Below are 23619 nucleotides of genomic sequence, written 5' to 3'. Positions count from 1 at the left end.
TATTTGTTTTTATATTTGTTATTAATTTTAACTCAAAACCAAAACTAGAATCAAAGTCGTGGCGCTTCGCCCACACCAGACTAAAAGGGAGTGGACTGCGACTCCCTCTTAGAACACCCCGCAGCTCCGGCGAAATTTAAACAGCAAAATTTCCAACGGAGAATGATCCAGCTTTAAACTTCATTTTGAGTCCGCTTTGGCAAGCTACAAAAATCACTAACGCTTACGATGGGGCGTCCCTTCCCCTCGAAAGCTAGCCAGACATCCATGTCTGGACTCACGCGATTTTCTTGCTTACCTCAATTCAAATTGAACATTCAAAGAAGCTCAAAAGCATAATAAGTACAAACAACTTTCAAAATTAGAAACAACAAGAGAACTTGCAGGCTCAATGTTCCCCTTGAAATTGCTGAAATGTGTTGAAGAAAATGGCGTAAGCCTGACAGGACGTCAGGCTAGCTTTAGTTGGCCAGGGATGGCCTATCTAAAGCGTTAGCTATTTTCGAATAAGCATGAGGCCTGCTCGTTTTTTAGAGCAATTTCGTAGGGGCGGCAAGGGATGTCGAGAAGGGAAATGCTGTTGTTTCCCTTTCGTTTGGTGTGGGCGAAGCGCCACGACGTTGAACTTAATCCAAACGAAGTTTGGAAATTAAGCAATCAAATATGGCATCAGCTTATATGTTTACTTTCCAATATAGATACTCGTTTATCCAACAGGACTCTGATAGAGTGCTGATTAATCAATGACTTTGCATTGGTAAAGTTTAATTTTTTTGGTTTATTAAATGTGCATGCGCACAATACAAATGTTAGTACTACAAGGAAGTGGATAAAGTTAATCGACTATTCTTATATTCATTTGATGAGCTAATAGCTGTAAAAGAGCAAGAGCTTAATATTGGTAGGTGTCTGGCTAGTTTTCTTTTTATAAGTCACTAATAGATCCAATTACACCTTTTAATTAATGCGTTATAAATTGAGATGAACATATTCTTACTTTTGATATGGCGTTATACAACAGGGAGTATGAACGGGATGTTCAAACAAAATAGTATTAATTTACTTTGCTCGACACTGGCAATTTTATGCGCTTTCTATATAGAAATAGGAAGTGTTTTATTTTGGTATGGCGGGCTTCTAGTCATTCCAGCAATTGCAATTTGGTATCAGTTTAAGTTTGCTCTTGGTAATTTTATATTACGCCTCAGTATTGCTATTTTACCTTGGTTGACTCTTTGTGTTATTGGTCTATTTGGGGCATCAAATACAGAGCATGATGGTCAGAGATCCATAAATATGTTCTTTTTTGAAATGCCATTATATTCTGTTGCAGTCGGGACTCTTGTTGTAATAGTGTGCTTTTTGTTTAAAAAAGCTACACTGCGGAATTAGTTGCTACATAACGAGTTATTTAAAGGAAGTAAAATGCATTGATTATGCTTCTTCGCTGCTTATTTAAATCAACTAATATTTGTCCATACAAATAAGTAGGGACAAAAAACTAAGCAAATGCCATTAATCCACCACTTATCTAATCCTGTTGTAGTCCCTCTGATACATGTAACGTCTGTTGATTATCAATAATAATCGCTTCATATTCTGGTAGCTGGTTAATTAGCGCCATGCCTTCTTGTAAGCCTTTTACAAATACGGCTGTTGATAGGGCATCAACGTAAGTTGAGTTTTTACCAATGATGGATACGCTGACCACTTTTCTGGCCGAGTCGCCGGTTTTAGGATTAATGATGTGGTGGTAGCGCACGCCATCTTCGATGAAGTAACGTTCGTAATCACCTGATGTTGAAATTGACTCGTTAACCAGTGGTAATTGCACCGCTGTTTTTTCAGCGGCTCTAGGGTGCTTAATACCGACAAACCATGGGCGGCCGCGTCTGTCACCGAGCAGTCCTGTATCACCACCTGCGCTGACTAAGGCGTGCTTAATACCTGCAGCTTGTAAAATGGCTAAGCATTGCTTAACGGCATGTCCTTTAGCTATTCCGCCTAAATCAATCCGTACATCTTGGTTTTTAAAACGAACACTAGATTGTGATTTGTCTAAGGTTACTGCGCGGTAATCTATAGCTTCGAGGGCTTGGTTTATCTCGGGTTTCGCTGGCTTTTGTCCTTGGCGGTAATTGTATTGATAACCAATTGAGGCGTAAGTGATATCAAATGTACCGTTTGTCAGCTCAGCAATCTTGTGTGAATCAAGCAGCAAATCAAACAGTTCTTGATTAATGACAACTGCCTCTTTCCCTGCCAGTTGGTTGATTTTGCTTAATTCGCTGTCTGCTTTATAAGGACTCATTAATCGGTCGATGCGATGCATTTCTTGTTCGACAGCGATGATGAGGTTATCTGCAGTTTGTTTTTCATTTGACTCTGTATTCTTCTCTGCTTCTGAAAGCCAAAATTCAACATGAGCTTGGGTCCCCATGACTTCAAAGCTCTTTTGATGCCACTGCGCAGTGACTTGAGTGGATAAGATTAGGCCAACAAAACACAGTGAGATTAATGAGAAAGGCTTAAACATGGGTAATGACTTATTGTTGAATTATTTTTATAGCCAATAGGGTACTGAGTTATGGGTTATTAATCTAGATTGATTTATGCCAAATAACAGCCAATAAAAAACGCACTCGATTGAGTGCGCTTTTTCGATGTCGGTGCTAAGTCGAAGACCTAACTCAAAGACCTAAGCCAGATACCTTAAGTCAGCGACTAATTCAAATAATTGATTAGTGACGGAACATCGCAGAAATAGACTCTTCATTGCTAACACGACGGATCGCTTCAGCAAGTACTGCTGACATTGTTAGCTGAGTTACCTTTTCAAGTTTAGCGATCTCAGGGCTTAATGGCACAGTATCGGTAACGATAACTTCATCGATAACTGATTCAGCGATATTTTTCGCAGCATTGCCAGAAAATACCGGGTGAGTTGCATAAGCGAATACACGGTTAGCACCATGTTCTTTTAACGCTTCTGCCGCTTTACATAAAGTACCACCAGTATCGATCATGTCATCAACAATAATACAGTCACGGCCTTGAACATCACCAATGATATGCATTACTTGAGCTACGTTCGCTTGTGGGCGACGCTTATCGATAATTGCTAAGTCAGAATCATCAAGTAGTTTAGCTACAGCGCGAGCACGTACTACACCACCAATGTCTGGAGAAACAACAACTGGGTTATCAAGTTGCTTGCCTAACATATCTTCTAGCAGTACTGGGCTACCGAAAACGTTATCAACAGGCACATCAAAGAAACCTTGAATTTGCTCAGCGTGAAGATCGCAAGTTAATACGCGGTCAACCCCAACACTTGATAAGAAGTCTGCAACAACTTTAGCAGTAATAGGTACACGAGCACTACGAACACGACGATCTTGACGAGCGTAACCGAAGTATGGGATTACTGCGGTAATACGACCAGCAGATGCACGGCGAAGCGCATCAACCATAACGATAAGTTCCATCAGGTTGTCGTTGGTCGGTGCACAAGTCGATTGGATGATGAATACATCAGCACCACGTACGTTCTCATTGATTTGAACACTGATTTCACCGTCGCTGAAACGGCCTACTACTGCATCGCCAAGTTTGCAAAATAAACGGTCGGCTATTTTTTTGGCTAGTTTAGGGGTAGCGTTACCAGCAAAGAGCTTGATATCGGGCACTTTATGAACCTCAGGTGTTGGCTTTAAGTTAGTGGCTAAAAATGTGACTTAAGGATGTTGTCATCAATAAGCAAAAAACATTTCTAGAAGGTATTTGTTAATCTTGGTTTAAACGTGTCATCAAAGGTGACAGGTTTAAGCCTTTAGCAACAAAGCCGCTCATGGTCGTTGGCAGGTGTGCCAACGCGTCTAGCGCCGATTGTTGCTGTTCGAATTCACCGAAGACGCATGCGCCAGTTCCGGTCATTCTTGACGGCGCATATTCTACCAGCCAGCTTAAGGCATTGGCAACTTGGGGGTGCTTTTCTGTGACAAGCTTTTGGCAATCATTTGACCAATTTTGCTGCATTAAAGTATCGATTGCTAATTTAGGTGTATCGCGAGTTAAGTCTGGCGCTTGGAAAATTGCTTGGGTTGACACATGGACTTCAGGCACTATGACTAGGTAGTACAACTCTGCTGGTTGCACTGCAATAAGCTGTTCACCAATACCTTCAGCGAAAGCAGCAAAACCATTAATAAAAACAGGGACATCCGCGCCAAGTTCTAGGCCGATTTTTGCTAGGGTTGCATGGGGTAAATCAAGCCCCCACAACTTATTTAATGCCACTAATGTGGTGGCCGCATCAGATGAACCACCACCTAAACCGCCACCCATAGGCAAGTTTTTACGTAACCAAATTTGTGCGCCGCCCTGATAATTGCAATATTCTTGTAAAGATTTTGCGGCCTTTAGAATTAAGTTATCTTTTTCTGCGACAACTTTTGATAATTCTGAATGCAAGCTTATTTGTTTCGACTCAGTCGTCTGAAAATCTAAATAGTCACATTGGTCAATAAACTGAAACAGGGTTTGCAGTTCGTGGTAACCATCGGCTCGTTGGCCGGTAATATGCAAAAATAAATTGAGCTTTGCAGGAGCTGGCCATTCAGTGGAGATTGCCAAATTGTCTTTATTTGTTGTCATGTAAAAGCCATTCAAGTGGTTTTGTCATTTTGAGTCGAAGTGCCTATATAAGTACTTATATAACAGCGCATCATCAATAGCCGATAAACCAATATCGATTAGTTATTGGTTTGTGCTAGATTGGTTGTTAGAGCTTGCCATTGATTTATCTGTATTTTTATTTGTACATCAGCGCGATTGATTTGCAGTAATCTGGGCAGCTTAGCACCGCTTTGTTGCTGATAACTCATAAAGCTTACCAGCCAATCCCCGCCATTATCAGCACTGCTAAAACGTTTGATGCTGCCATCTGGATTATATTCTAGCACTTCATCATCAGGGGCGACTTGACCTGTGATCCAAAGCGGTAATTTATTAATGGGAATGGTCATGCCGCTGACGCGGTAGATTAGCCGCTCAGGGTTGTTGTCTGTGTAAGTTTTATCTTGAATGTCTAAACTGGCTAGGCCATTTTCAGACTTAAGTGACAATACAGTTGTGCCAATCATGGTGGTAAGGGTCAATTCATCGCGATCATATTGGCTGCTTTGATCGTGCAACCAAAATAAGTTGGTGCTAAATTTATCGCTGCTAGAACGAAAAGCCAGTTTACCTTGTAATTCCCATGCTTGGGCGTCACTGGGGTGCTTTACCTGTGTTTCTGAAAGCGTGTGCGGCGGACGAATAGAACAAGCCGTTAACAATAAACAGCTCATTAACAGTAAGTGTTTTAGGTAAGTTGTTAAAATTCGCAAAGGGACTCACTGGGATAAAAAAGCGATAAGGCATGATACTGGGCAATAAGCTGATTGTAAAAATGCTTTTATAAATAAAACTGATTTGATTAATTATTACTCCTATACTAGACAATATTAGCTAATGTAGATATACATAGCCCTGTTTTTCTTGGTGTATTTTGTCAAATGATGGATGATTTTGTTAACAAGATAGAATTATTAGAAAAAAAATAGATAATTATTCCGTTTTGTTAAGCCAATTGTGTTTTTAGTTTTACCAATTAAGTAGAATGACCTAATTAATGATCCTGCGAAGAACTTAAAACGAGTCACATGAGCCTAGTAGCAATCGGAATAAATCATAAAACCGCCACGGTCGATCTTCGAGAGAAAGTCGCCTTTTCACCGGATAAGATTCACGATGCGATGAAGAGTCTAGCTAGTCGAACTAGCTCGGGTGAATCCGTGATCGTGTCAACCTGTAACCGTACAGAACTTTATTGCAACAATGGCACTAAAGAAGACATAATCGAATGGCTAGAGGATTATCACAATCTTAGTCATGATGATCTCATGCCTTGTATTTATAGCTATGAGGATCAGGAATGCGTTAAACACTTAATGCGCGTGTCTTCAGGTCTAGATTCTCTAGTATTAGGTGAGCCACAAATTCTTGGGCAAGTTAAACAAGCCTTTGCGAAAGCTAAAGAGGCAGGCACAACGGCAGTTACTATTGACCGTTTGTTTCAAAACACCTTTTCAGTGGCTAAAAAAGTGCGTACTGAAACCGAAATTGGCGCCGCCGCGGTGTCAGTGGCGTTTGCCGCTGTCAGCATGGCCAAACATATTTTCTCATCACTAAGTACCACCAATGTATTATTGATTGGCGCTGGAGAAACCATTGAATTAGTTGCCAAGCATTTAAAAGACAATGAGGTTGCCGGTATTGTGGTGGCTAACCGAACGGTTGAGCGTGCACAGGCGATGTGTGAAGAGTTTGATGCAACGGCAATTACGCTGCAACAAATACCAGACTATCTACCTAAAGCCGATATCGTGATATCCTCTACCGCCAGTCCATTGCCTATATTAGGTAAGGGCATGGTCGAAAAGGCACTGAAACAACGTCGTCATCAACCCATGCTATTGGTTGATATTGCAGTTCCTCGTGATATAGAAGCAGAAGTTGGCGAATTAGACGATGCTTTCCTTTATACTGTGGACGATTTACACAGCATCATTGAACAGAACATGGCTTCACGTAAAGAAGCCGCCGAGCAGGCAGAAGTAATTGCCGATGAACAATCTCATATCTTTATGGAATGGGTGCGTTCGTTAGAGTCTGTAGACAGTATTCGAGAATACCGAAGCCAAAGTTTGGCAATTAAAGATGAATTAGTAGAGCGCGCCTTGAACAAATTAACTCAAGGTGGTGACAATGAACAAGTGATTTTAGAGCTAGCCAATAGGCTAACCAATCGCTTAATCCATGCACCGACACAAGCGTTAACTTCTGCTAGTCGTCAAGGGGACTTGAATACCTTAGGCCAATTACGTGTCACGCTTGGTTTGGATAAAAATTAAGGTAATAAAGCTAAATGAAAGAGTCGGTTATTCGCAAGCTGGAAGGCTTGCTTGAACGTAATGAAGAAGTATTGGCATTACTGAGTGATGCACAAGTTATTGCGGATCAAGACCGCTTTCGCGGCTTATCAAAAGAATATTCTCAGTTAGAAGATATTGTAAAAAGCTTTAAAGCGTTTCAAGAGGCTCAAGCCGATCTTGAGTCAGCGCAAGAAATGCTTACTGAAGATGACGCAGAAATGCGTGAAATGGCTCAAGAAGAAATTAAAGCAGCCAAAAAAGCCATTGCAGAACTTGAAGATGAATTACAAATCTTATTGCTTCCAAAAGATCCAAATGACGACCGTAATGCCTTCGTAGAAATCCGTGCCGGCGCCGGTGGTGATGAAGCCGCTATATTCGCGGGTGACTTATTCCGCATGTATTCACGTTTTTGTGAGTCGAATAAGTGGCAAATGGAAATCATGAACGCCAACGAAGGTGAGCATGGTGGCTTTAAAGAATTAATCGTTCACGTAACTGGTGAAGGCGTTTACGGTAAATTGAAATTTGAATCTGGCGGACACCGTGTTCAACGTGTACCAGAAACTGAATCCCAAGGTCGTGTACATACCTCAGCCGTTACCGTGGTTGTATTACCAGAAGTGCCAGAAGCAGAGCAGATTTCAATTAATCCAGCAGATTTAAAAGTCGATACCTTCCGCGCATCTGGCGCAGGTGGTCAGCACGTCAACAAAACCGATTCAGCCATTCGTATTACTCACGTACCGTCGGGTATTGTGGTGGAATGTCAGGATCAACGCTCGCAACATAAAAACCGTGCCCAAGCCATGAGTGTGCTTTCAGCGCGCTTACAAGCGGTTGAAGATGAAAAGCGTCGTAGCGAAGAAGAATCAACCCGCCGTAATCTAGTGGCAAGTGGTGACCGTTCTGAACGTATTCGAACTTACAACTTCCCACAAGGTCGTATGAGTGAGCACCGCATTAATTTAACGCTATACCGCTTAAATGAAATCATGGAAGGCGACTTAAACGCTATTATTGAGCCATTAATGCAAGAGGAACAAGCGGACTTGCTTGCTGCATTAGCTGACGACTAAGGAGTAACCTTGTCACAGTCTTCTTTCTCTACCATTGCGGAGTCTTTGCAATGGGCTTACAGTTTATTGGTCGATTCATCTGAATCGGCCAATATCGATGCAGAAGCCTTGCTTCTGCATTGCATCAATAAGCAGCGTAGCTTCATTTATACTTGGCCTGAAAAAGTCCTCACCACAGATCAATTCAAAGCTTATAAAGCCATGGTCGAAAAGCGCCAGCAAGGTGTGCCTGTGGCACATATTATTGGTGAACGTGAATTTTGGTCATTGCCATTTATTGTTAACGCCACCACCTTGATCCCGCGTCCTGATACTGAAATTTTAGTAGAAACAGCGTTAAATTTGCCTGTAGCGGAAACGGCTAAGGTACTGGATTTAGGTACGGGAACAGGCGCGATAGCATTGTCATTGGCATCTGAGCGACCACAATGGCAAGTCACAGCCGTTGATAAAGTCACTGATGCGGTAGAACTTGCTAAAGCCAACCGGCAAAACTTAAATCTCACTCAAGTTGAAATTTTACAATCAGATTGGTTTAGTGCAATTGAAGGCCGGCAATTTCAATTAATTGTCTCAAACCCTCCTTATATTGACGAAGCCGATGAGCATTTAGCCATGGGTGATGTGCGCTTTGAACCATCAAGTGCATTGACCGCAGGTGACGCAGGCTTTGCTGATTTATTTCATATCGCAACCTATGCGCGGGCTTACTTATCTGAAGGTGGCTATTTACTGCTGGAGCACGGCTTTGAACAGGCGCTGGTCGTAAGACAAAAGCTCATTGAACTTGGTTATGACAATGTCGCAACCGTGCGAGACTTTGGCAGTAATGACCGTTGCACCTTAGGTCAATGGAACAAGGTTTAAGCCACTTGCAACCGCCATTTTGTCGTTCGTTAATCATTGGCAGTGATCCATCGCGTTAATTGCCCAGTTAATACTGAGTTAGTTGCTGATTTACTCATGTAGTGACTGGCCTAATGGGGCGATTTTCACAACATTGCTAATAAGCCGCCAGATCGAGTAAACTAGCGGCCATTTTATCGGTAGCTCAAAGAGAAAAACAATAATGGAAACCTTTTACAGTTTATATCCAGCTGTTAAACACACGCACTTAACCTTCATCTTTTTAAGTGTGGTCTTTTTTGTCACTCGCTTTGTACTACACATGCGCAAGTCGCCAATCATGGATAAAAAGTTTGTTAAAGTTGCCCCTCATGTCATTGATACCTTCTTATTGTTATCAGGGCTAATCTTGTGCTTCATGATCAAACAATATCCATTTGTCGATGAGTGGATGACTGAAAAATTAATTGCAGTTTTAGCCTACATTGGATTGGGCGTTATGGCACTTAAAGGTAACCGTAACAATTTATTCAAAATCTTCGCCTTTTTAGGTGCTATCGGATGGCTCGTATTAGCTGCCAGGCTGGCTCATTTTAAACAAGTTGTATTAATGGGTTAATAGAGTTTAATGGCAAAACATCAAATGAAAGATGCAGTTAAGATCCCTGAAACTGCATTTGAAATAACACAACATCTTGGCTTTTCTCAAGAGAAGAAAGCGCTTTGGGCTTGGTATGAAATTGCCGGCTCAGTGATGAGCTTATATGTCGAAGATCAGCAACAGCGCTTTGAAGGTTTATTGCACTGGTTTTATGATGATTTAGGCTTTTGTGTGCGTGATGATTACTTTAGTGTTGATGCTGCCGATCTTGGTCGCTGCATTATGACCCGTCAAGGTAACAGCACCACCTTAGCCACGGTATTAATTTTACTGGCTAAGCAGCTTGATATTAGCTTAGAAGCGGTATTATTACCGGGGCACACCGTAGTGAGAAGCCATATAAATGATAATGTCATTTATATCGATCCGCTAACGGGGCAGCAATTAAGCCGCCACCAATTGCATATACTGGTGCGTGGTGAGTTAGGTAATTCGGCCATGCTTAAGCCTAAGTACTTAAAAACAGCCAGCCTAAAACGCTTAATAACTCGTATGTTACATGAGCTAAAAGCGGGTTGCATCGTAACCCAGAAATTTGAACAAGCGATGGAATGCTGCAATTTATTGCTGCAGTGGCATCCTGATGATGTGAGCTTAAATCGAGAGCGCGCTTTTATTGCCCAGCAACTGGGGTGCATTAAAGTGGCCATTTCAGATTTACAGCACTTTATCGACAGCAGTCCACACGACCCGGTGACGGAAATTGTCAAAATCCAGCTGAAAGAGTTAAGTCAACAACCACAGACTTATCACTAAGTGGTTAATATAATATTCAAATTCAGGCTCATTTATGAGCCTGAATTGTTTATCGCAAAGCAGTTAATCTGTCAGTAACTTCGCCAATTTAAAATAATAAGTACTTTAAAGTACATTCATAACAATAATAAATTCACTATGAAATGCATTTGCAAGGGAGCTTTTTCATGACCACCACACCCATGGTAACCAATGACGCAACAGCACTGGGATTACTTGCCGTCATTCTCGGCTTTGTTTTCTATACCAGTTCGTCAGCACACCCATTTTGGCAAAAATTCTATAAGTTTATCCCAGCCTTATTGCTGTGTTACTTCTTACCATCACTACTGAATACCTTTGGTATCGTCGATGGTGACACCTCAAAATTATATTATGTTGCCTCGCGTTACTTATTACCTGCTTGTTTGGTGTTATTGATTTTAAGTGTCGATTTAAAAGCGATTTTAAGTTTAGGCCCTAAAGCCATTGTGATGTTTTTAACCGGCACCGTGGGCATTGTGATTGGCGGTCCCATTGCGTTATTGATTATCTCAGCCATTAACCCTGACGTATTAGGCGGCAATGGCCCTGATGCAGTATGGCGCGGAATGACCACTCTTGCGGGCAGTTGGATTGGCGGCGGCGCTAACCAAGCCTCAATGAAAGAAATTTATGAAGTGGGCGGCGATATCTTTTCCGTGATGGTGACTGTAGATGTAATTGTCGCTAACCTGTGGATGGCAGTATTACTGCTGATGGCATCTCGTGCTAAAGAGATTGATGCTAAAACAGGCGCAGACACCACCGCCCTTGAAGCCCTTAAAGCCAAAGTTGAAAAGTACCATGCAGAAAATGCCCGTATACCTTCACTGCGTGACTTAATGCTGATTGTGGCCATAGGTTTTGGTGTTACCGGGTTAGCGCATTTTGCGGCAGACTTTTTAGGACCATTTTTTGAAGTTAATTACCCTTGGACTCAAGACTACAGCTTAACCTCCAAGTTCTTCTGGCTGGTTGTTATCGCCACTACTATTGGTTTAGCTTTATCCTTTAGTCCAGTAAAGCAGATAGAAGCTGCGGGCGCCTCGAAAGTGGCATCGGCATTTTTATATATCCTTGTTGCGACCATTGGTTTGCATATGGATGTATCCAAACTCGCTGATGAGCAAAACCTGTGGTATTTCGCCATTGGTATTATTTGGATGCTGGTACACGCAAGCTTTATGCTTATCGTGGCTAAAATTATTAAAGCGCCGCTGTTTTATATGGCGGTGGGCAGTCAGGCTAACGTTGGCGGCGCAGCGTCAGCCCCTGTGGTTGCAGCAGCGTTTCATCCAGCACTTGCGCCAGTTGGCGTATTGTTGGCGGTATTGGGCTATGCTGTAGGCACATATATGGCTTGGATGTGTGGCCAGTTACTGCAGATACTTGCGGTATAACATTATTTTTTAATGGGGTTAGCAGCGGCTAATCCCATGGTATTGATTAAAGAGAAATGACTATGGATCATAAAATCATTGGTTTAAATGAGCTAGAAATTGCGAATGATAAACCGTTTGTTTTATTTGGTGGCATGAATGTGCTTGAGTCTCGCGATCTAGCAATGAAAATTGCAGAGCATTACGTAGAAGTAACCCAAAAACTGGGTATTCCTTACGTATTTAAAGCGTCATTTGATAAAGCAAATCGCTCATCTGTGAACTCATATCGTGGTCCAGGTATGGAAGAAGGCTTAAAGATTTTCGAAGAGATTAAGTCGACCTTTAATGTACCTATTATCACCGATGTGCATGAAATTCATCAATGCCAGCCAGTGGCTGATGTGGTTGATATTATTCAGTTGCCAGCATTTTTAGCCCGTCAAACGGACCTAGTAGTTGCTATGGCAGCAACGGGTTCAATCATTAACGTGAAAAAGCCGCAATTCTTAGCGCCCCATGAAATGCGTCATATCATTAAGAAGTTTAATGAAGCCGGTAATGACAACATTATTCTGTGTGAACGTGGTTCAAGCTTTGGCTATAACAACCTAGTAGTGGATATGCTGGGTATGGATGAAATGAAGCAGTCTGGTTACCCAGTCATCTTTGATGCAACTCATGCACTGCAGCGCCCAGGTGGTCGTACTGATAGTGCAGGCGGACGCCGCGCTCAAGCAACCGAACTTGCACGTAGCGGTATGGCATTAGGTTTAGCGGGGTTGTTCATTGAAGCGCATCCAGATCCTGATAATGCTAAGTGCGATGGCCCATGTGCATTGCCGCTTAATCAATTAGAAAACTACTTAACCCAAATGAAAGCGGTAGATGATTTGGTTAAGTCGTTTGAGCCGATTGATACCAGTAAGTAGATAAGAGATTTTTTAAAAGCCCTGAACTTATGATTAAGTTCAGGGCTTTTTTTTGCTTGAACTTAACGTTGTTTGGATAGGTTAAGAAATCGTTTTGATACTCTAGTTGGTAATAAGATCAAGGTCGTGGTGCTTCGCCCACACCAGACCAAAAGGGTATCAACAGCAATACTCTCTTGGAACACCCAGCTGCCCCAACGAAAAATGCTGAAAAGTGTCTGCCATTATTAAAATCATTACCCTCCCCAGCAGCTGCATAAAATGCGGTAACTGTGACTGGCCCGATACCTGGAATACTTTCTAAACGCCAACAAACTTGACTACTTTTTGCCTCTTGTTGTACCTGCTTATCACAAGATTTAATCTTTTCCTCAATACCAATTTGTGGTTAGCTTTGGTATCGACATTTAAGCGGTTAAAAATGACTTAATCAAAGACAGTTATTTATGGATTTTTTGTGCCCGCAATTGGGGCAAGGCAATAATGACTCACCAACTGACTTATCAATACTCCTAGTACCGCCCCTGCCAGTAAGTCACCTAAGTAATGGTAGTTTTGCCCTAATTGACCGATAAAAACGCTTACCATGGCTGTTAACCACAACCAGTAAAGCTTTGGGCTGTATTGCCAAAATAAACTGGCGAAGGCAAAGGTAAATAGCGCATGCCCTGAAGGAAACGAATGATAGCTTTGCGACAATGAAAATGGCGCAAATATCTCCACGCCATGCTCAATCCAAGAGGGGTTATTATTAACCCAAGTTTCTGGCCAGGTGCGGCCGCTGATAATTTTAGCCCCAAAACGGACCACTGTGGCGCTAATAGCGACCAAGACAATGGGCTTAACTAAATGACTGAATGCGTTATTACGACCTAATAAGCCAATTAAAACAAGCACGCCTGCCAATACTTCTAAGGCTAATGGAGTATTTGCCAGTAGTTTAAATACTGAGGTTAATCCAAAGTCGCTTTGCTTACTATCATGTAAAAGCTGTGCCAAAGGTCGATCAATGTAGCTTACGCTTACCAGTATGGCGATAACGGCAACAAGGTAGAATAAACCGACTCGAGCACTAAACGGCAGGGCTTGAGGCTGTAATAAGGCTTTGGGGTGCAATAACATAAGTTTAGCGGCTTGTTTTTTCATAGCTATGGTTTTTCATCTATTGGGTTTATAGCGCACTTTCTAGCGCGGTTATTTCAGTTAGCATGCTTTGATTTATCGCAGCTGTTAAACCGTGATGGGCTGCGCGGGCGACCACGTAACCGTTAATTTGCAGTATCTCGGTTTTGCGATTGTGATGAATATCTTGATGCATAGACGAAAAGTTGTTGGCTGTGAGTTTAATTACCTGATTGATGATGGCAACAGAATCAAGCAGCGAAAGGTTAACCCCATCAGCTTTGGCGACCATGATGCACTCTTGCGTTATCGCCTCGATTTGCTGCTGAAATTGCGGCTGGGCCAATTCACCATTAGCACATTGGGCTAATGCCGTCAGTGGGTTAATGGCGCAATTAACCAGCAGCTTTTGCCACAAACTAGTGACGATATCATCGACTACCGACATATCTTCAACAGCAGCCAGTAATTGGTTTTGTATTGCTAAAGGCATTACTGGGCCAGATAAATGGCCAATAATGCTTTTACCTTTACCCGTATGGCGCACCTGCATCGGCGCCAGTTTTAACGCCGCTTGAGATGTCGTGCCTAAAGATAACCCCAGTTTAAGTTGAGGGTGTTGCTTTAGAAGGGCTAACACCTCTAAATGTGGCCCCATACCATTGTGTAGCAGCAGAATATGACAACTCTGTGGAATAAGCGCCAATATAGAAGCAATAGCATCAGTCACTTGATAAGCCTTTACGCAGACAATGACTAATTTAATATTGGCTAACGCAGCCTTGTTAAGCTGATTTATGTTCGCTTGGATACAGGGCTGATGCAAACTGTCACCGTTAAGAGTTTCAAGAGTGATTGTAGAGCAATCATCATGGCTTGTAGCGCCTACAGAGCGACTGCGTGTGAGTAGTAATGGCTGCTTGATTGCTGCTAACTGGCAGTACAGCAAGCTGCCAATAGCGCCAGCCCCAATAATCGCAATATCAGTCTGGTACACATGATTATCGTTAACATGGTTGTCGTTAACATCAAAAACTGGCTTTTGGGTAGTGTTAAGGATATTGCGGTCGCTGTTAGTGCGCTGTGGCATGTGGTTTCTCTTGAGTGCTATAGGGCAGATTTGAGCGGTCCCTTTTTGAATAACTTTGCAGCTTGATATTTTCTAAACACAAATAGCAATAAGTAAAATAATACCACCCCAATTAAATCTGCAACTACATCAGCAATAGAGGCGCTACGATAGGGGATCTGCGATTGTATCAGTTCAATTAATACCGCATAGGCAGTCATTATCAGCCCCATCCAGTACCATTTAGGCTTGAAGGCAAAATAAGCTAAAAACGTTAAGCCCAAAAAACTGACGGTATGGCCGACTTTATCCATATTAGAAAACGTCATTGGATAGTTAGGTTTAGAGAAAACCAAGTAACTGATGATGATGACAGCGAAAGCAAAAGCGGCGCTAAAAAACAATTTCATTTTCATGCTGTACATATCTTAGCTGGATGCAATGTCGTTTGAGTAAATCAATAATAAAAAAAGCAGCGTTCAAAGTCATTAAATTCCAACTATTAATTGTTTTCTCTTTAGTCTAGGCTTTGCCTACAGGCTTAGAGTGTTAAAATAACCCTAAATAATTTATTGGAGAATGACTATGCCATCTATGGATGTCGTATCAGAAGTTGACGAAGTTGAATTACGTAATGCCGTTGAAAACTCTCGCCGTGAATTGGCGGGACGATTTGATTTTCGCGGTAAAGATGCTGAAATCGAATACAAAGATCATGTGGTGACTTTAAAAGCCGAAGATGATTTCCAATGTCAGCAGTTGGTGGATATTTTACGCATTCAGCTTAGTAAGCGTAATGTTGACCCATCAGCCATGGATGTGGATGACAAGACGGTACATAGCGGTAAAACCTTCAGTCTAAAAGTGAAGTTTAAAGAAGGCATTGAAACACTTATCGCCAAAAAATTAGTCAAAGCGATTAAAGATAGCAAGCTTAAAGTGCAAGCCGCGATTCAAGGTGACTCGGTTCGAGTGACAGGTAAAAAGCGTGATGATTTACAAGCGGTCATGCGTTTAACTAAAGAAGCTGACTTAGGCCAGCCGTTCCAATTTAATAACTTTAGAGATTAAATTTCTGAAGCGTAAAATGCTGCTGCATTAAGTTGTGCTGCGGATAAGCCTCTTAATATAAAAAAGCCCAATGTAATTGGGCTTTTTTTATGCTGAATATCTTGTGATGAATTAAATAGATTAGTTTTTATCGGCCTCAGCTGACAGTATAGGCTCATCAGTTTGTTGATGTTTAACCGAGCTATAGCGTTGTAATAAACTAATTAAAATCAATACCGGAAAGCCAATTAAACTGGCGGCGATAAAGAAATTTACATAGCCAAAGGCATCAACATAAACCCCAGAAAACCCAGCGATAAACTTAGGGAATAGCAACATGATAGAGGAGAGTAGGGCATATTGAGTTGCGCTGTAACCGCTACTAGTTAGGCTTGATAAGTACGCAATAAATGCCGCAGTAGCAATACCAGCGCTGAAGTTATCCACTGAAATAGCAAAGGTCAAAAATGGCATGTTGTAGCCAATGTAAGCTTGCCAAGCAAATAACAGGTTAGTAATGGCCACTAATAATGCACCTAAGAAAAGGATCTTCATGGTGCCATAACGCACTAATAATACCCCGCCAAATGCTGCGCCAACTAAGGTCATGATTAAACCATAGACTTTACTAACAAAAGCAATTTCCTCTTTACTAAAGCCCATGTCGACATAGAACACATTGGCCATAATTCCCATAACAATGTCTGAGATGCGGTAGCAAGATATAAGTAATAAAATCAGTATCGCGGTTTTACCATATCGCTTAAAAAAGTCGATAAAGGGCAATACGCTGGCGCTATACAACCAAGCCAATGGCGCTGCAAGTTTAGGCGGATACTTTTGTGCAAAGCGTTGTTTAAGTTGTAACTCTTGTTCATCAGCGCTTTTGGTGTCAACTTCAGGCTCTTTACTGCAAAGAGTGGTAATAATACCCACTGACATTAATAACGCCATCACAAAGTAAGCGGTTTGCCATGATTCAAGATTGTAGCCATCATTGCCAGGGTCAACCCAAGCGGCAATGGTTAACGCCCCTGCTGTGGCGACAATCATTGCGCCGCGATAACCTACTTGATATGCCGCAGCTAAGGCTGCTTGCATTTTTTCTGGAGCAGATTCAATACGAAATGCATCAATGACAATGTCTTGGGTGGCTGAGGCTAAGGCGAGTAAGAAAGCGCAAATGGCAAGCCGCTCTAAATCCACTAAGGGATCGCTAAATGACATGCCGGCAATGGCGCCCACCAGACATAACTGCGCAAATAGCATCCAGCCACGGCGGCGGCCAAAAAATCGGGTAAAAATAGGCAAAGACATGCGGTCAACCAGTGGTGACCAGGCCCATTTGAAGGCGTAGGTGAGGGCTATCCAACTAAAGTAACCAATGGCGGCGCGGTCAACGCCAGCTTCTCTTAACCAAAAGCTTAAGGTTGAAAATACTAACATTAACGGCAGGCCAGCCGAGAACCCGAGTAACAATAAAATAACCACGCGCTTATGATAATAAACTGACAGCGCTTCTCGAGTTCGACTAAATAATTCTGACATAAGACAACAGATAAGAGGAGAATGGCTCTAGCTTAAGCGGGCTCGCTAGATGGTTCAAGTTATTATCAAGTTATTAATAGTACAGCAATTTGAGCTTGGTCAATAAACAAGGGTATTTGTAATACTCAGGTTTGTTAAACCATGAGTTTAAGCTCAACGCTGCTATGAGTGAGCATTGGTTATATTGATGATTAAAATAATAAAAAAGTAATTAGCATAGCGCTTATAACAAGCTGTGTTGTAACTAAAAAGACCCACTAAATAGTGGGTCTAATGCCAACACAACCTTGAGGTACTTCACCACCGCTATTAATGTAATCACAGCAATCGTGAACTTGTTGACGTAAATATTGATTACCGCGGATAACCATTGCTGGCCATTCATGAAAACAGTGCAATAAATGCCAAAATACTTTTTCAGTATCAGTTGGAGTCATAGTTTCAGGAGGGTTATCTAAGTCGACGGCTTGCCACTCTTCCAATACATCCCACATGTAGAGTTTGATTTCATGGTGATCTAGTTGGTTATCTAAGAAGGCTTTTCCATAATACGCCAGTTGAGGGGCTTTGGTTTCTATAAAATCATTGGGCGTCATCGTCTTTGGCGTTGTTATCTTAATTGGCATGAGAAGCGTCCTTATAATTCCATTTATTGACCAATAAGGTTTGTTACAAGATAGACTAAAGTATAGTTGGTTATCTTGAACATTCACTCGGATTTACAAAGTAAAATGAAATTCAGTATTTATGACTAGATAATCATCGCTAGGCATTGTAAAAAACTACAAAAAAGCGGCGTTAAATGTATATTTAACGCCGCTTTTTTAAATAATTGATGAATTTACGTAACGTAAATGAGTCACCTATAACCATGAAATTTATAAGGTTTATCGTTTCAGTAGTGTCGCTTTATTCAATTTCACTTCTTTAACGGGCACATCAGGCCAATTGAGTTGGGCATTATGGCCAGTTGGAACATATGACATGGCTTCCAGTACTGCCATTCCTTCTACGACTTCGCCAAATACCGCATAACCCCAACGGCGCTTGGAAGGATTGAGGTTTTTATTATCGCCTACATTGAAGTAAAACTGACGCGTGGCAGAGTGGGGGTCGTTATCGCGAGCCATAGCAATGGTGCCCATAGCATTGGATAAACCATTACCGGATTCATTAACGATAGGGTCTAGCGATGGAAGTTCTTCAAACTCCGAGGTTAATCCGCCACCTTGAACCACAAAATCGGCAATGACGCGATGAAAAATCGTATTGTCATAATCGCCTTTGACCACATAGGTCAAAAAATTATCCACAGTGAGTGGCGCACGGGTTCTATCTAGCTCAACCACGACCTTGCCCATGCTGGTATCAAACTCAACTTTTGGGTAAAGCGTATCGGGCTGAATATCCACGGCTGCTTGAGCAACCATGGTTGATAATGCAAGTACGCTGGCTAACATCCACTTAAGCATGGCTTCTTCCTGGGTTATTGTTGTAAGAAATGGTGCAGTTCAGCATCATTAATAATTTTGCTGGTCAGTTCATCGATGAGCTTATTCATATCCAGCTCAAGGGTGGCGTAATCTGGGCTAAATGGGCCCTTTAATAAACCTTTAGCGTTATATATCTTAGTAAATTCTTGGGTTTGATTTTTAGCGACCACATTGATGGTTAATGTCGTCTTTGCCTCAAAACCGAAAGTCGACTCGGTGACATCTGTCAGTAAATAATCTAATTGAAATTCAGCCGAATTGGTCGCTGCAGGGTCAACTTGATAGCCCGCCTTGGTCATGGCTTGCTTAAATACATTGTCCAGTTGCTGCCTGATAGGTTCACTTGGGCTAATTAATTCTGCTGCTTCACCTTCTTTATTAAAGCGAACAATAAAGTTAGCTTTGCGGACATCAATGGTGTTTACCGCAACAGTGGCATATTGGTCGATTTGATTCAGTGGTTGGGGGACACTGGGGTTAAGCGCAATATGGGTCGGGGTGTAACTGGCGCAAGCTGAAAGAAATAACGAGCTGCATAACAACAAAGGTAATGATTTCATGTCACAAAACGGTAAAAAATGATGGCCTCAGAATAACAGATTTTTACTGCCTTGCCAGCCCAATAACCTGAGTTAATCAGTTTCACTGGTTCATTTATTAGTCTGGATTATTTCGCCATGATGATGAGAGATTAGTGGTGATATCCCATGGTAACAAACCATTGACTTTAGCCCTGAAAGTATAGAGGTTAGAGTCTAATCATATTATTCATTGGATGCTAAATGGCTTTACATCATCGACAACCCACTTCGGCATTAGCGCCAGAATCGTTAATTAAAAATGACGGCCAACCTATATATGGGCATTTTGATGGCATTGTCGCAGATCTTGGTGTTAAGCAATTTAGTTACTTTACTGACATGGATAAGCCCAGTTCATGGTTTGCAAAACATGTCGATTTTAAGCAATTTCAATTTGTTAATATTACTACCCCTCGTTATATCATTGGGGTGGCTATTGCCGATATTCGCTATGTTGGCAGCAGTTTTTGTTACCTCTATGACATAGAAAAAAATCGCTTAACACAGACGCAAACCTTAAAACCGTTAGCGCTGGGTATGTTACTGTCTCAGTCACCTAAAAATGGTCAGTCGCGCATTAAGCATCGCCAATCTCAGATTGAATTTGTTATTAAAGACGGTGTCTGGCAGTTATATATCGCCGCAGACAATATTCAGGCTGAGCTTACATTAACAGCGCCCATGTTAAGTTTGCCGATGAGTTTATGCACGCCAACCGGCTATAACGGTTGGACGTATACCCAAAAACACAATGGTTTAAAAGTATCAGGCAGTTTAACGGTCAATGATGAACCGCAGCCGCTGAATCAGGCTTTAGCGAGTTATGATTTTTCTGCCGGATACATGCGCCGAGAAACCAGCTGGCGCTGGGCGTCAATTAATACTCAAGTAGAGTCTGGTGTGTTGGGGCTTAACTTAGCCGCGGGCGTTAATGAAACAGGCGCCACCGAGAACGTGTTATGGATTAATGGTGAACGCCATTTTATGCCCGCTGTAAGGTTTGAGTTTAATCGCCAGCGCAGTGACGATGATTGGTACATCACCGGGGGGGACAATCAAATTGATTTAAGCTTTCACGCATTAAAGTGTCGCAGTGAGAAGATTAACCTTGGGTTTCTTAAAAGTAATTTCAGGCAGTATATTGGTTATTTTAGTGGCCAGATAACCGACAATAATGGCCGAGTGCATCAGTTACAAAATCAACTTGGATTAACCGAAGATCATTTTGCAAAGTGGTAATGAACCTAAGCCTGTTAGCGCCAATGGGTTAATGCATTTATAAATAGATTCATAAAATACAATAATAAAAAATAAAGAAGGTTTTCAATGGATTTGAATATACTGATCACTCACCCCGAGCTCTTGCTACTGGTGCTGGCGCCACTATTTTTCCTGTGCATTTTACTGGAGTGGTATCTAGGCACTAGAGCCAATAAGTTACCCGAATCAGCCAAGTACGCCCCTATGGAAGTTGCGTGTAATTTTTGCCTTGCCGCAATGCATCAACTAACTGACATTTTAGCCGGATTATTTATCGCAAAATTATACCTGATGGTATTTGATTGGAAGCTACTTGATATTCAAATGGGAATTGGCAGTTTTATTGCGTTGATGATCGCCCAAGATTTCTGTTATTACTGGTTTCACCGCGCAAGCCACCGTGTGCGCTGGATGTGGGCGGCTCATGTTGTTCACCATAGCTCTGAAAATATGAATTTCAGCACTGCTTTTAGGCAGAGTTTGCTTTACCCCTTAGCGGGAATGTGGCTGTTTTGGCTGCCATTGGTGGTGATTGGGTTTGACCCCAATTGGGTGGTATTTGTAGTACTGCTTAATTTGGGGTTACAGTTTTTTGTGCATACCCAAGCGATTAAATCTCTTGGCCCGCTTGAGCTTATTTTTAATACGCCGTCACATCATCGGGTGCACCATGGCCGTAACCCACAATATATTGATAAAAATTATGCAGGCGTGCTGATCATTTGGGATAAGTTATTTAACACCTTTGAGCCTGAAAATGACACGGTGATTTATGGTATTACCAAGCCGGTTAATAGTTTTAATCCTATAATCGTGAGCTTTGCTGAGTGGCGAGATATGTTTAAGGAAGTGACTATGGCGGGGTTAACATTAAAGCAAAGATTAGCGGTGTTATTGTCGCCGCCGGCTCAAGTTGATGCTAAGCCCAATAGTCATACTGAAAACCTTAACCATCTTGAGGAAGAGCAGAGCCAGACTCGATAATGATGACGGATTTTTAAAGAAAGGTTTAACCTACTTAACAGATACTCGGAAGGGGTTGAGTACATGAAAAGTAGGTCTCACCAAATAAAAAAGGGCTATTTGGGTTCAGCCCCAGCGACAATTAACTAGTCACTTTATGTTTGCTCAGAACATAAGGTTTATTACTAGATAATGTAATGCTAAATTGTTTAAAGCTAATTCCTTGCTGAGGCTATTTGCTTTTGGGGCTAACAGGCTCAATTCTGGGGATCAATATCCACACCGCAGCAATGGCAATGAGAGCTAAAGATGCACCAATAACAAATGCTGGCGTGTAGTTACCGTCAGCCGTTAAATAGGGCACTAACGCTGTTAACCCTAATGCCCCTAGCTTGGCAGCCATTCCTGAAACCCCTGCTAGTGTACCCACAGCTTTTTTCCCAAATAAATCACTGGGCAGTGTTTGTACATTACCAATAGCGGTTTGAAAGCCGAACAAGATCACCGCCATGATCATTACCGCGGTCGTTGGCCCACCTGGGTTTGCCATAGATAAAAGCGATGGCAACATAATCAAACAACCCAGGGTAATCGTCAGCTTACGGGTTTTATTGGTATCCCAACCTGCTTTTAAACGGTTTTGTGCCAGTAAGCCACCAAACCATGCCCCAAGCATTGCTCCCACATAAGGCACCCAGCCGTATATCCCAATAGACTTAACATCCATGGCGTACACTTCATTGAGGTAAATAGGGATCCAGAAAACAAATAACCACCAGATAGGATCGATTGCTGCAGACGCAATAATCACCCCCCAACTTTGCTTATGAGAAAGTAGCTCTGTGGTGGTCGGGTTATATTCTTTTGCATCAACTTCATCGTCAGCGTTAGTGCATTTCTGACCTGTTAAAATGTATTGTCGCTCCTCCTCGGTAATCCAAGGGTGAGACTTAGGCGGTGCTTTAACTAAGATAATCCAAGGGATTAACCATAATAAACCAACCAAACCAATGACAACGAAGACCATTTGCCAGCTAAAATAAACGGTCATATAAGCGATAAGTGGAATCGATATAATGCCGCCAATCGCAGCGCCTGAGTTAAAAATGCCTTGAGCTAAAGCACGCTCTTTTGTAGGAAACCAATCAGCATTACTTTTAGCTGCGCCTGGCCAGTTACCTGCCTCAGCCAGACCTAGAATTGCTCTAAAGATACTGAAACTCAGCATGCCCTGTGCGAATGCGTGCGCAGCTGTTGCAATAGACCACACCCCAATTGAGAGCACAAAGCCTAGTCGGGTACCAATCCAGTCAAATATTTTACCAAATATCGCCTGACCAAAGGCATAAGATAATATGAATACAATAGAAATATTGGCATAGATCTGTTTGCGCTCTAGTGCGGTTTCATTAGGAAATATATCTTCAACAATATCAGGCCAAAGCACGCTTAGCGCTGAACGGTCGATATAATTAATTACCGTAGCTAATGCGATGAGTAGAATCACCCACCAGCGTAAGTTTCTTATTTTCATTTTAGTCCCTCAATGAAATCTTCTCTTGCGGGACTAAAGGTATCAATTAAAATACCGCCTGTTGGGCAAGTGGCCCCATGGTCTGCATGAGGCGGGATCATACAGCTATCACCCGCTCTTAGAATTTTAGTGACGCCATCGATATTAAAGTGAAATTCACCTTCCACAACGTATGAAACTTGTGAGTGTCTGTGGGCATGATTGTAACCAATGGCTCCTTTCTCAAACCAAATTTTTACTGCCATTAGCTCTTGATTAAACCCAAGCATTTGACGCTTTAAACCGCCGCCAATGTCTTCAATTTCTGTTTCATTTCCAAATGAAAAATGTTCGCTCTGTTTCATTGTG

24 protein-coding genes and 1 pseudogene are annotated in these 23619 nt (G+C 42.0%); 11 read left to right on the top strand and 14 right to left on the bottom strand.

All coding sequences use genetic code 11. From position 1 onward, the window contains the following. Nucleotides 1-1035 precede the first annotated feature (1035 nt). Nucleotides 1036-1392, top strand: a complete 357-nt coding sequence (locus tag BCU94_RS03070; RefSeq protein WP_102475585.1) for a hypothetical protein — start codon at nt 1036-1038, stop codon at nt 1390-1392. A 139-nt stretch (nt 1393-1531) separates the two neighbouring features. Here the strand turns inward: BCU94_RS03070 and BCU94_RS03065 are convergent, their stop codons facing one another. From BCU94_RS03065 to lolB, 4 genes are all read right to left on the bottom strand, one after another. Further along, complete coding sequence (locus tag BCU94_RS03065; protein ID WP_102475584.1) at nt 1532-2536, bottom strand: FAD:protein FMN transferase; 1005 nt, start codon at nt 2534-2536, stop codon at nt 1532-1534. A 205-nt stretch (nt 2537-2741) separates the two neighbouring features. Continuing rightward, a complete protein-coding gene (locus tag BCU94_RS03060; protein WP_076543115.1) occupies nt 2742-3689 on the bottom strand; it encodes a ribose-phosphate pyrophosphokinase in 948 nt (315 codons plus the stop codon). Nucleotides 3690-3786: 97 nt separating this feature from the next. After that, on the bottom strand, nt 3787-4656 hold the full coding sequence (gene ispE / locus BCU94_RS03055) for a 4-(cytidine 5'-diphospho)-2-C-methyl-D-erythritol kinase (RefSeq protein WP_102475583.1): 870 nt from the start codon (nt 4654-4656) through the stop codon (nt 3787-3789). A 98-nt stretch (nt 4657-4754) separates the two neighbouring features. Beyond that, nucleotides 4755-5390, bottom strand: coding sequence for a lipoprotein insertase outer membrane protein LolB (gene lolB, locus BCU94_RS03050; protein ID WP_241900962.1), 636 nt, complete (start codon nt 5388-5390; stop codon nt 4755-4757). 315 nt (nt 5391-5705) lie between these two features. On the opposite strand from lolB, the gene hemA reads away from it, so the two are divergent. From hemA to kdsA, 7 genes are all read left to right on the top strand, one after another. Continuing rightward, nucleotides 5706-6956 carry a glutamyl-tRNA reductase gene (gene hemA / locus BCU94_RS03045; protein WP_102438932.1) on the top strand — a complete coding sequence of 417 codons (1251 nt, stop codon included), beginning with the start codon at nt 5706-5708 and terminating at the stop codon, nt 6954-6956. A gap of 14 nt (nt 6957-6970) precedes the next feature. After that, nucleotides 6971-8056, top strand: coding sequence for a peptide chain release factor 1 (gene prfA / locus BCU94_RS03040; RefSeq protein ID WP_076543119.1), 1086 nt, complete (start codon nt 6971-6973; stop codon nt 8054-8056). 9 nt (nt 8057-8065) lie between these two features. After that, nucleotides 8066-8923 carry a peptide chain release factor N(5)-glutamine methyltransferase gene (gene prmC / locus BCU94_RS03035; protein ID WP_102438929.1) on the top strand — a complete coding sequence of 286 codons (858 nt, stop codon included), beginning with the start codon at nt 8066-8068 and terminating at the stop codon, nt 8921-8923. A gap of 202 nt (nt 8924-9125) precedes the next feature. After that, complete coding sequence (locus BCU94_RS03030; RefSeq protein WP_076543121.1) at nt 9126-9521, top strand: SirB2 family protein; 396 nt, start codon at nt 9126-9128, stop codon at nt 9519-9521. Between the two features lie 9 nt (nt 9522-9530). Beyond that, nucleotides 9531-10319: a tetratricopeptide repeat protein gene (locus BCU94_RS03025; RefSeq protein WP_102438925.1), complete on the top strand. Its 789-nt coding sequence runs from the start codon at nt 9531-9533 to the stop codon at nt 10317-10319. A gap of 167 nt (nt 10320-10486) precedes the next feature. Then, nucleotides 10487-11740 carry a DUF819 family protein gene (locus BCU94_RS03020; protein WP_076543123.1) on the top strand — a complete coding sequence of 418 codons (1254 nt, stop codon included), beginning with the start codon at nt 10487-10489 and terminating at the stop codon, nt 11738-11740. Nucleotides 11741-11802: 62 nt separating this feature from the next. After that, nucleotides 11803-12651: a 3-deoxy-8-phosphooctulonate synthase gene (kdsA, locus tag BCU94_RS03015; RefSeq protein ID WP_102438923.1), complete on the top strand. Its 849-nt coding sequence runs from the start codon at nt 11803-11805 to the stop codon at nt 12649-12651. A 202-nt stretch (nt 12652-12853) separates the two neighbouring features. On the opposite strand, the pseudogene BCU94_RS03010 reads toward kdsA, so the two are convergent. The 4 genes and pseudogenes from BCU94_RS03010 to BCU94_RS02995 form a co-directional block, all read right to left on the bottom strand. Continuing rightward, nucleotides 12854-13027: pseudogene (locus BCU94_RS03010) on the bottom strand (transposase); the annotation flags it as partial. 68 nt (nt 13028-13095) lie between these two features. Further along, complete coding sequence (locus tag BCU94_RS03005; protein WP_241904950.1) at nt 13096-13797, bottom strand: phosphatase PAP2 family protein; 702 nt, start codon at nt 13795-13797, stop codon at nt 13096-13098. A 25-nt stretch (nt 13798-13822) separates the two neighbouring features. Next, nucleotides 13823-14863 (bottom strand): 2-dehydropantoate 2-reductase, encoded by a 1041-nt coding sequence (locus BCU94_RS03000; RefSeq protein ID WP_102475582.1) that lies wholly within the window; start codon nt 14861-14863, stop codon nt 13823-13825. Nucleotides 14864-14880: 17 nt separating this feature from the next. After that, nucleotides 14881-15258 carry a VanZ family protein gene (locus BCU94_RS02995; RefSeq protein ID WP_102438911.1) on the bottom strand — a complete coding sequence of 126 codons (378 nt, stop codon included), beginning with the start codon at nt 15256-15258 and terminating at the stop codon, nt 14881-14883. A 169-nt stretch (nt 15259-15427) separates the two neighbouring features. Here BCU94_RS02995 and BCU94_RS02990 point away from each other — a divergent pair, with 169 nt between their 5' ends. Next, nucleotides 15428-15913: a YajQ family cyclic di-GMP-binding protein gene (locus BCU94_RS02990; protein WP_102438909.1), complete on the top strand. Its 486-nt coding sequence runs from the start codon at nt 15428-15430 to the stop codon at nt 15911-15913. Between the two features lie 120 nt (nt 15914-16033). On the opposite strand, the gene BCU94_RS02985 is transcribed toward BCU94_RS02990, so the two are convergent. From BCU94_RS02985 to BCU94_RS02970, 4 genes are all read right to left on the bottom strand, one after another. Continuing rightward, nucleotides 16034-17440 (bottom strand): MFS transporter, encoded by a 1407-nt coding sequence (locus tag BCU94_RS02985; protein WP_102475581.1) that lies wholly within the window; start codon nt 17438-17440, stop codon nt 16034-16036. Nucleotides 17441-17697: 257 nt separating this feature from the next. After that, the gene (locus BCU94_RS02980) at nt 17698-18036 is read right to left on the bottom strand and encodes a hypothetical protein (RefSeq protein WP_102475590.1); all 339 of its coding nucleotides are present in this window, start codon (nt 18034-18036) and stop codon (nt 17698-17700) included. A gap of 291 nt (nt 18037-18327) precedes the next feature. Then, nucleotides 18328-18912: a peptidylprolyl isomerase gene (locus BCU94_RS02975; RefSeq protein WP_102475580.1), complete on the bottom strand. Its 585-nt coding sequence runs from the start codon at nt 18910-18912 to the stop codon at nt 18328-18330. A 14-nt stretch (nt 18913-18926) separates the two neighbouring features. Next, nucleotides 18927-19493, bottom strand: coding sequence for a YajG family lipoprotein (locus tag BCU94_RS02970; RefSeq protein ID WP_102438903.1), 567 nt, complete (start codon nt 19491-19493; stop codon nt 18927-18929). A 222-nt stretch (nt 19494-19715) separates the two neighbouring features. On the opposite strand from BCU94_RS02970, the gene BCU94_RS02965 reads away from it, so the two are divergent. Continuing rightward, complete coding sequence (locus BCU94_RS02965; protein WP_102475579.1) at nt 19716-20753, top strand: DUF2804 domain-containing protein; 1038 nt, start codon at nt 19716-19718, stop codon at nt 20751-20753. An 87-nt stretch (nt 20754-20840) separates the two neighbouring features. Further along, the gene (locus BCU94_RS02960) at nt 20841-21758 is read left to right on the top strand and encodes a sterol desaturase family protein (RefSeq protein ID WP_102475578.1); all 918 of its coding nucleotides are present in this window, start codon (nt 20841-20843) and stop codon (nt 21756-21758) included. A gap of 211 nt (nt 21759-21969) precedes the next feature. Here the strand turns inward: BCU94_RS02960 and BCU94_RS02955 are convergent, their stop codons facing one another. Together BCU94_RS02955 and BCU94_RS02950 are read right to left on the bottom strand one after the other, a co-directional pair. After that, on the bottom strand, nt 21970-23271 hold the full coding sequence (locus BCU94_RS02955) for an MFS transporter (protein WP_102475577.1): 1302 nt from the start codon (nt 23269-23271) through the stop codon (nt 21970-21972). Beyond that, the gene (locus tag BCU94_RS02950; RefSeq protein ID WP_102438895.1) at nt 23268-23615 is read right to left on the bottom strand and encodes a cupin domain-containing protein; all 348 of its coding nucleotides are present in this window, start codon (nt 23613-23615) and stop codon (nt 23268-23270) included. The genes BCU94_RS02955 and BCU94_RS02950 overlap by 4 nt, the downstream gene beginning before the upstream one ends. Nucleotides 23616-23619 lie beyond the last annotated feature (4 nt).

Source organism: Shewanella sp. 10N.286.52.C2, from assembly GCF_002874545.1.
Lineage (GTDB): Bacteria > Pseudomonadota > Gammaproteobacteria > Enterobacterales > Shewanellaceae > Shewanella.
The sequence above is the reverse complement of the archived record's forward strand: the minus strand, read 5'-3'. Positions and strand labels throughout refer to the sequence as shown.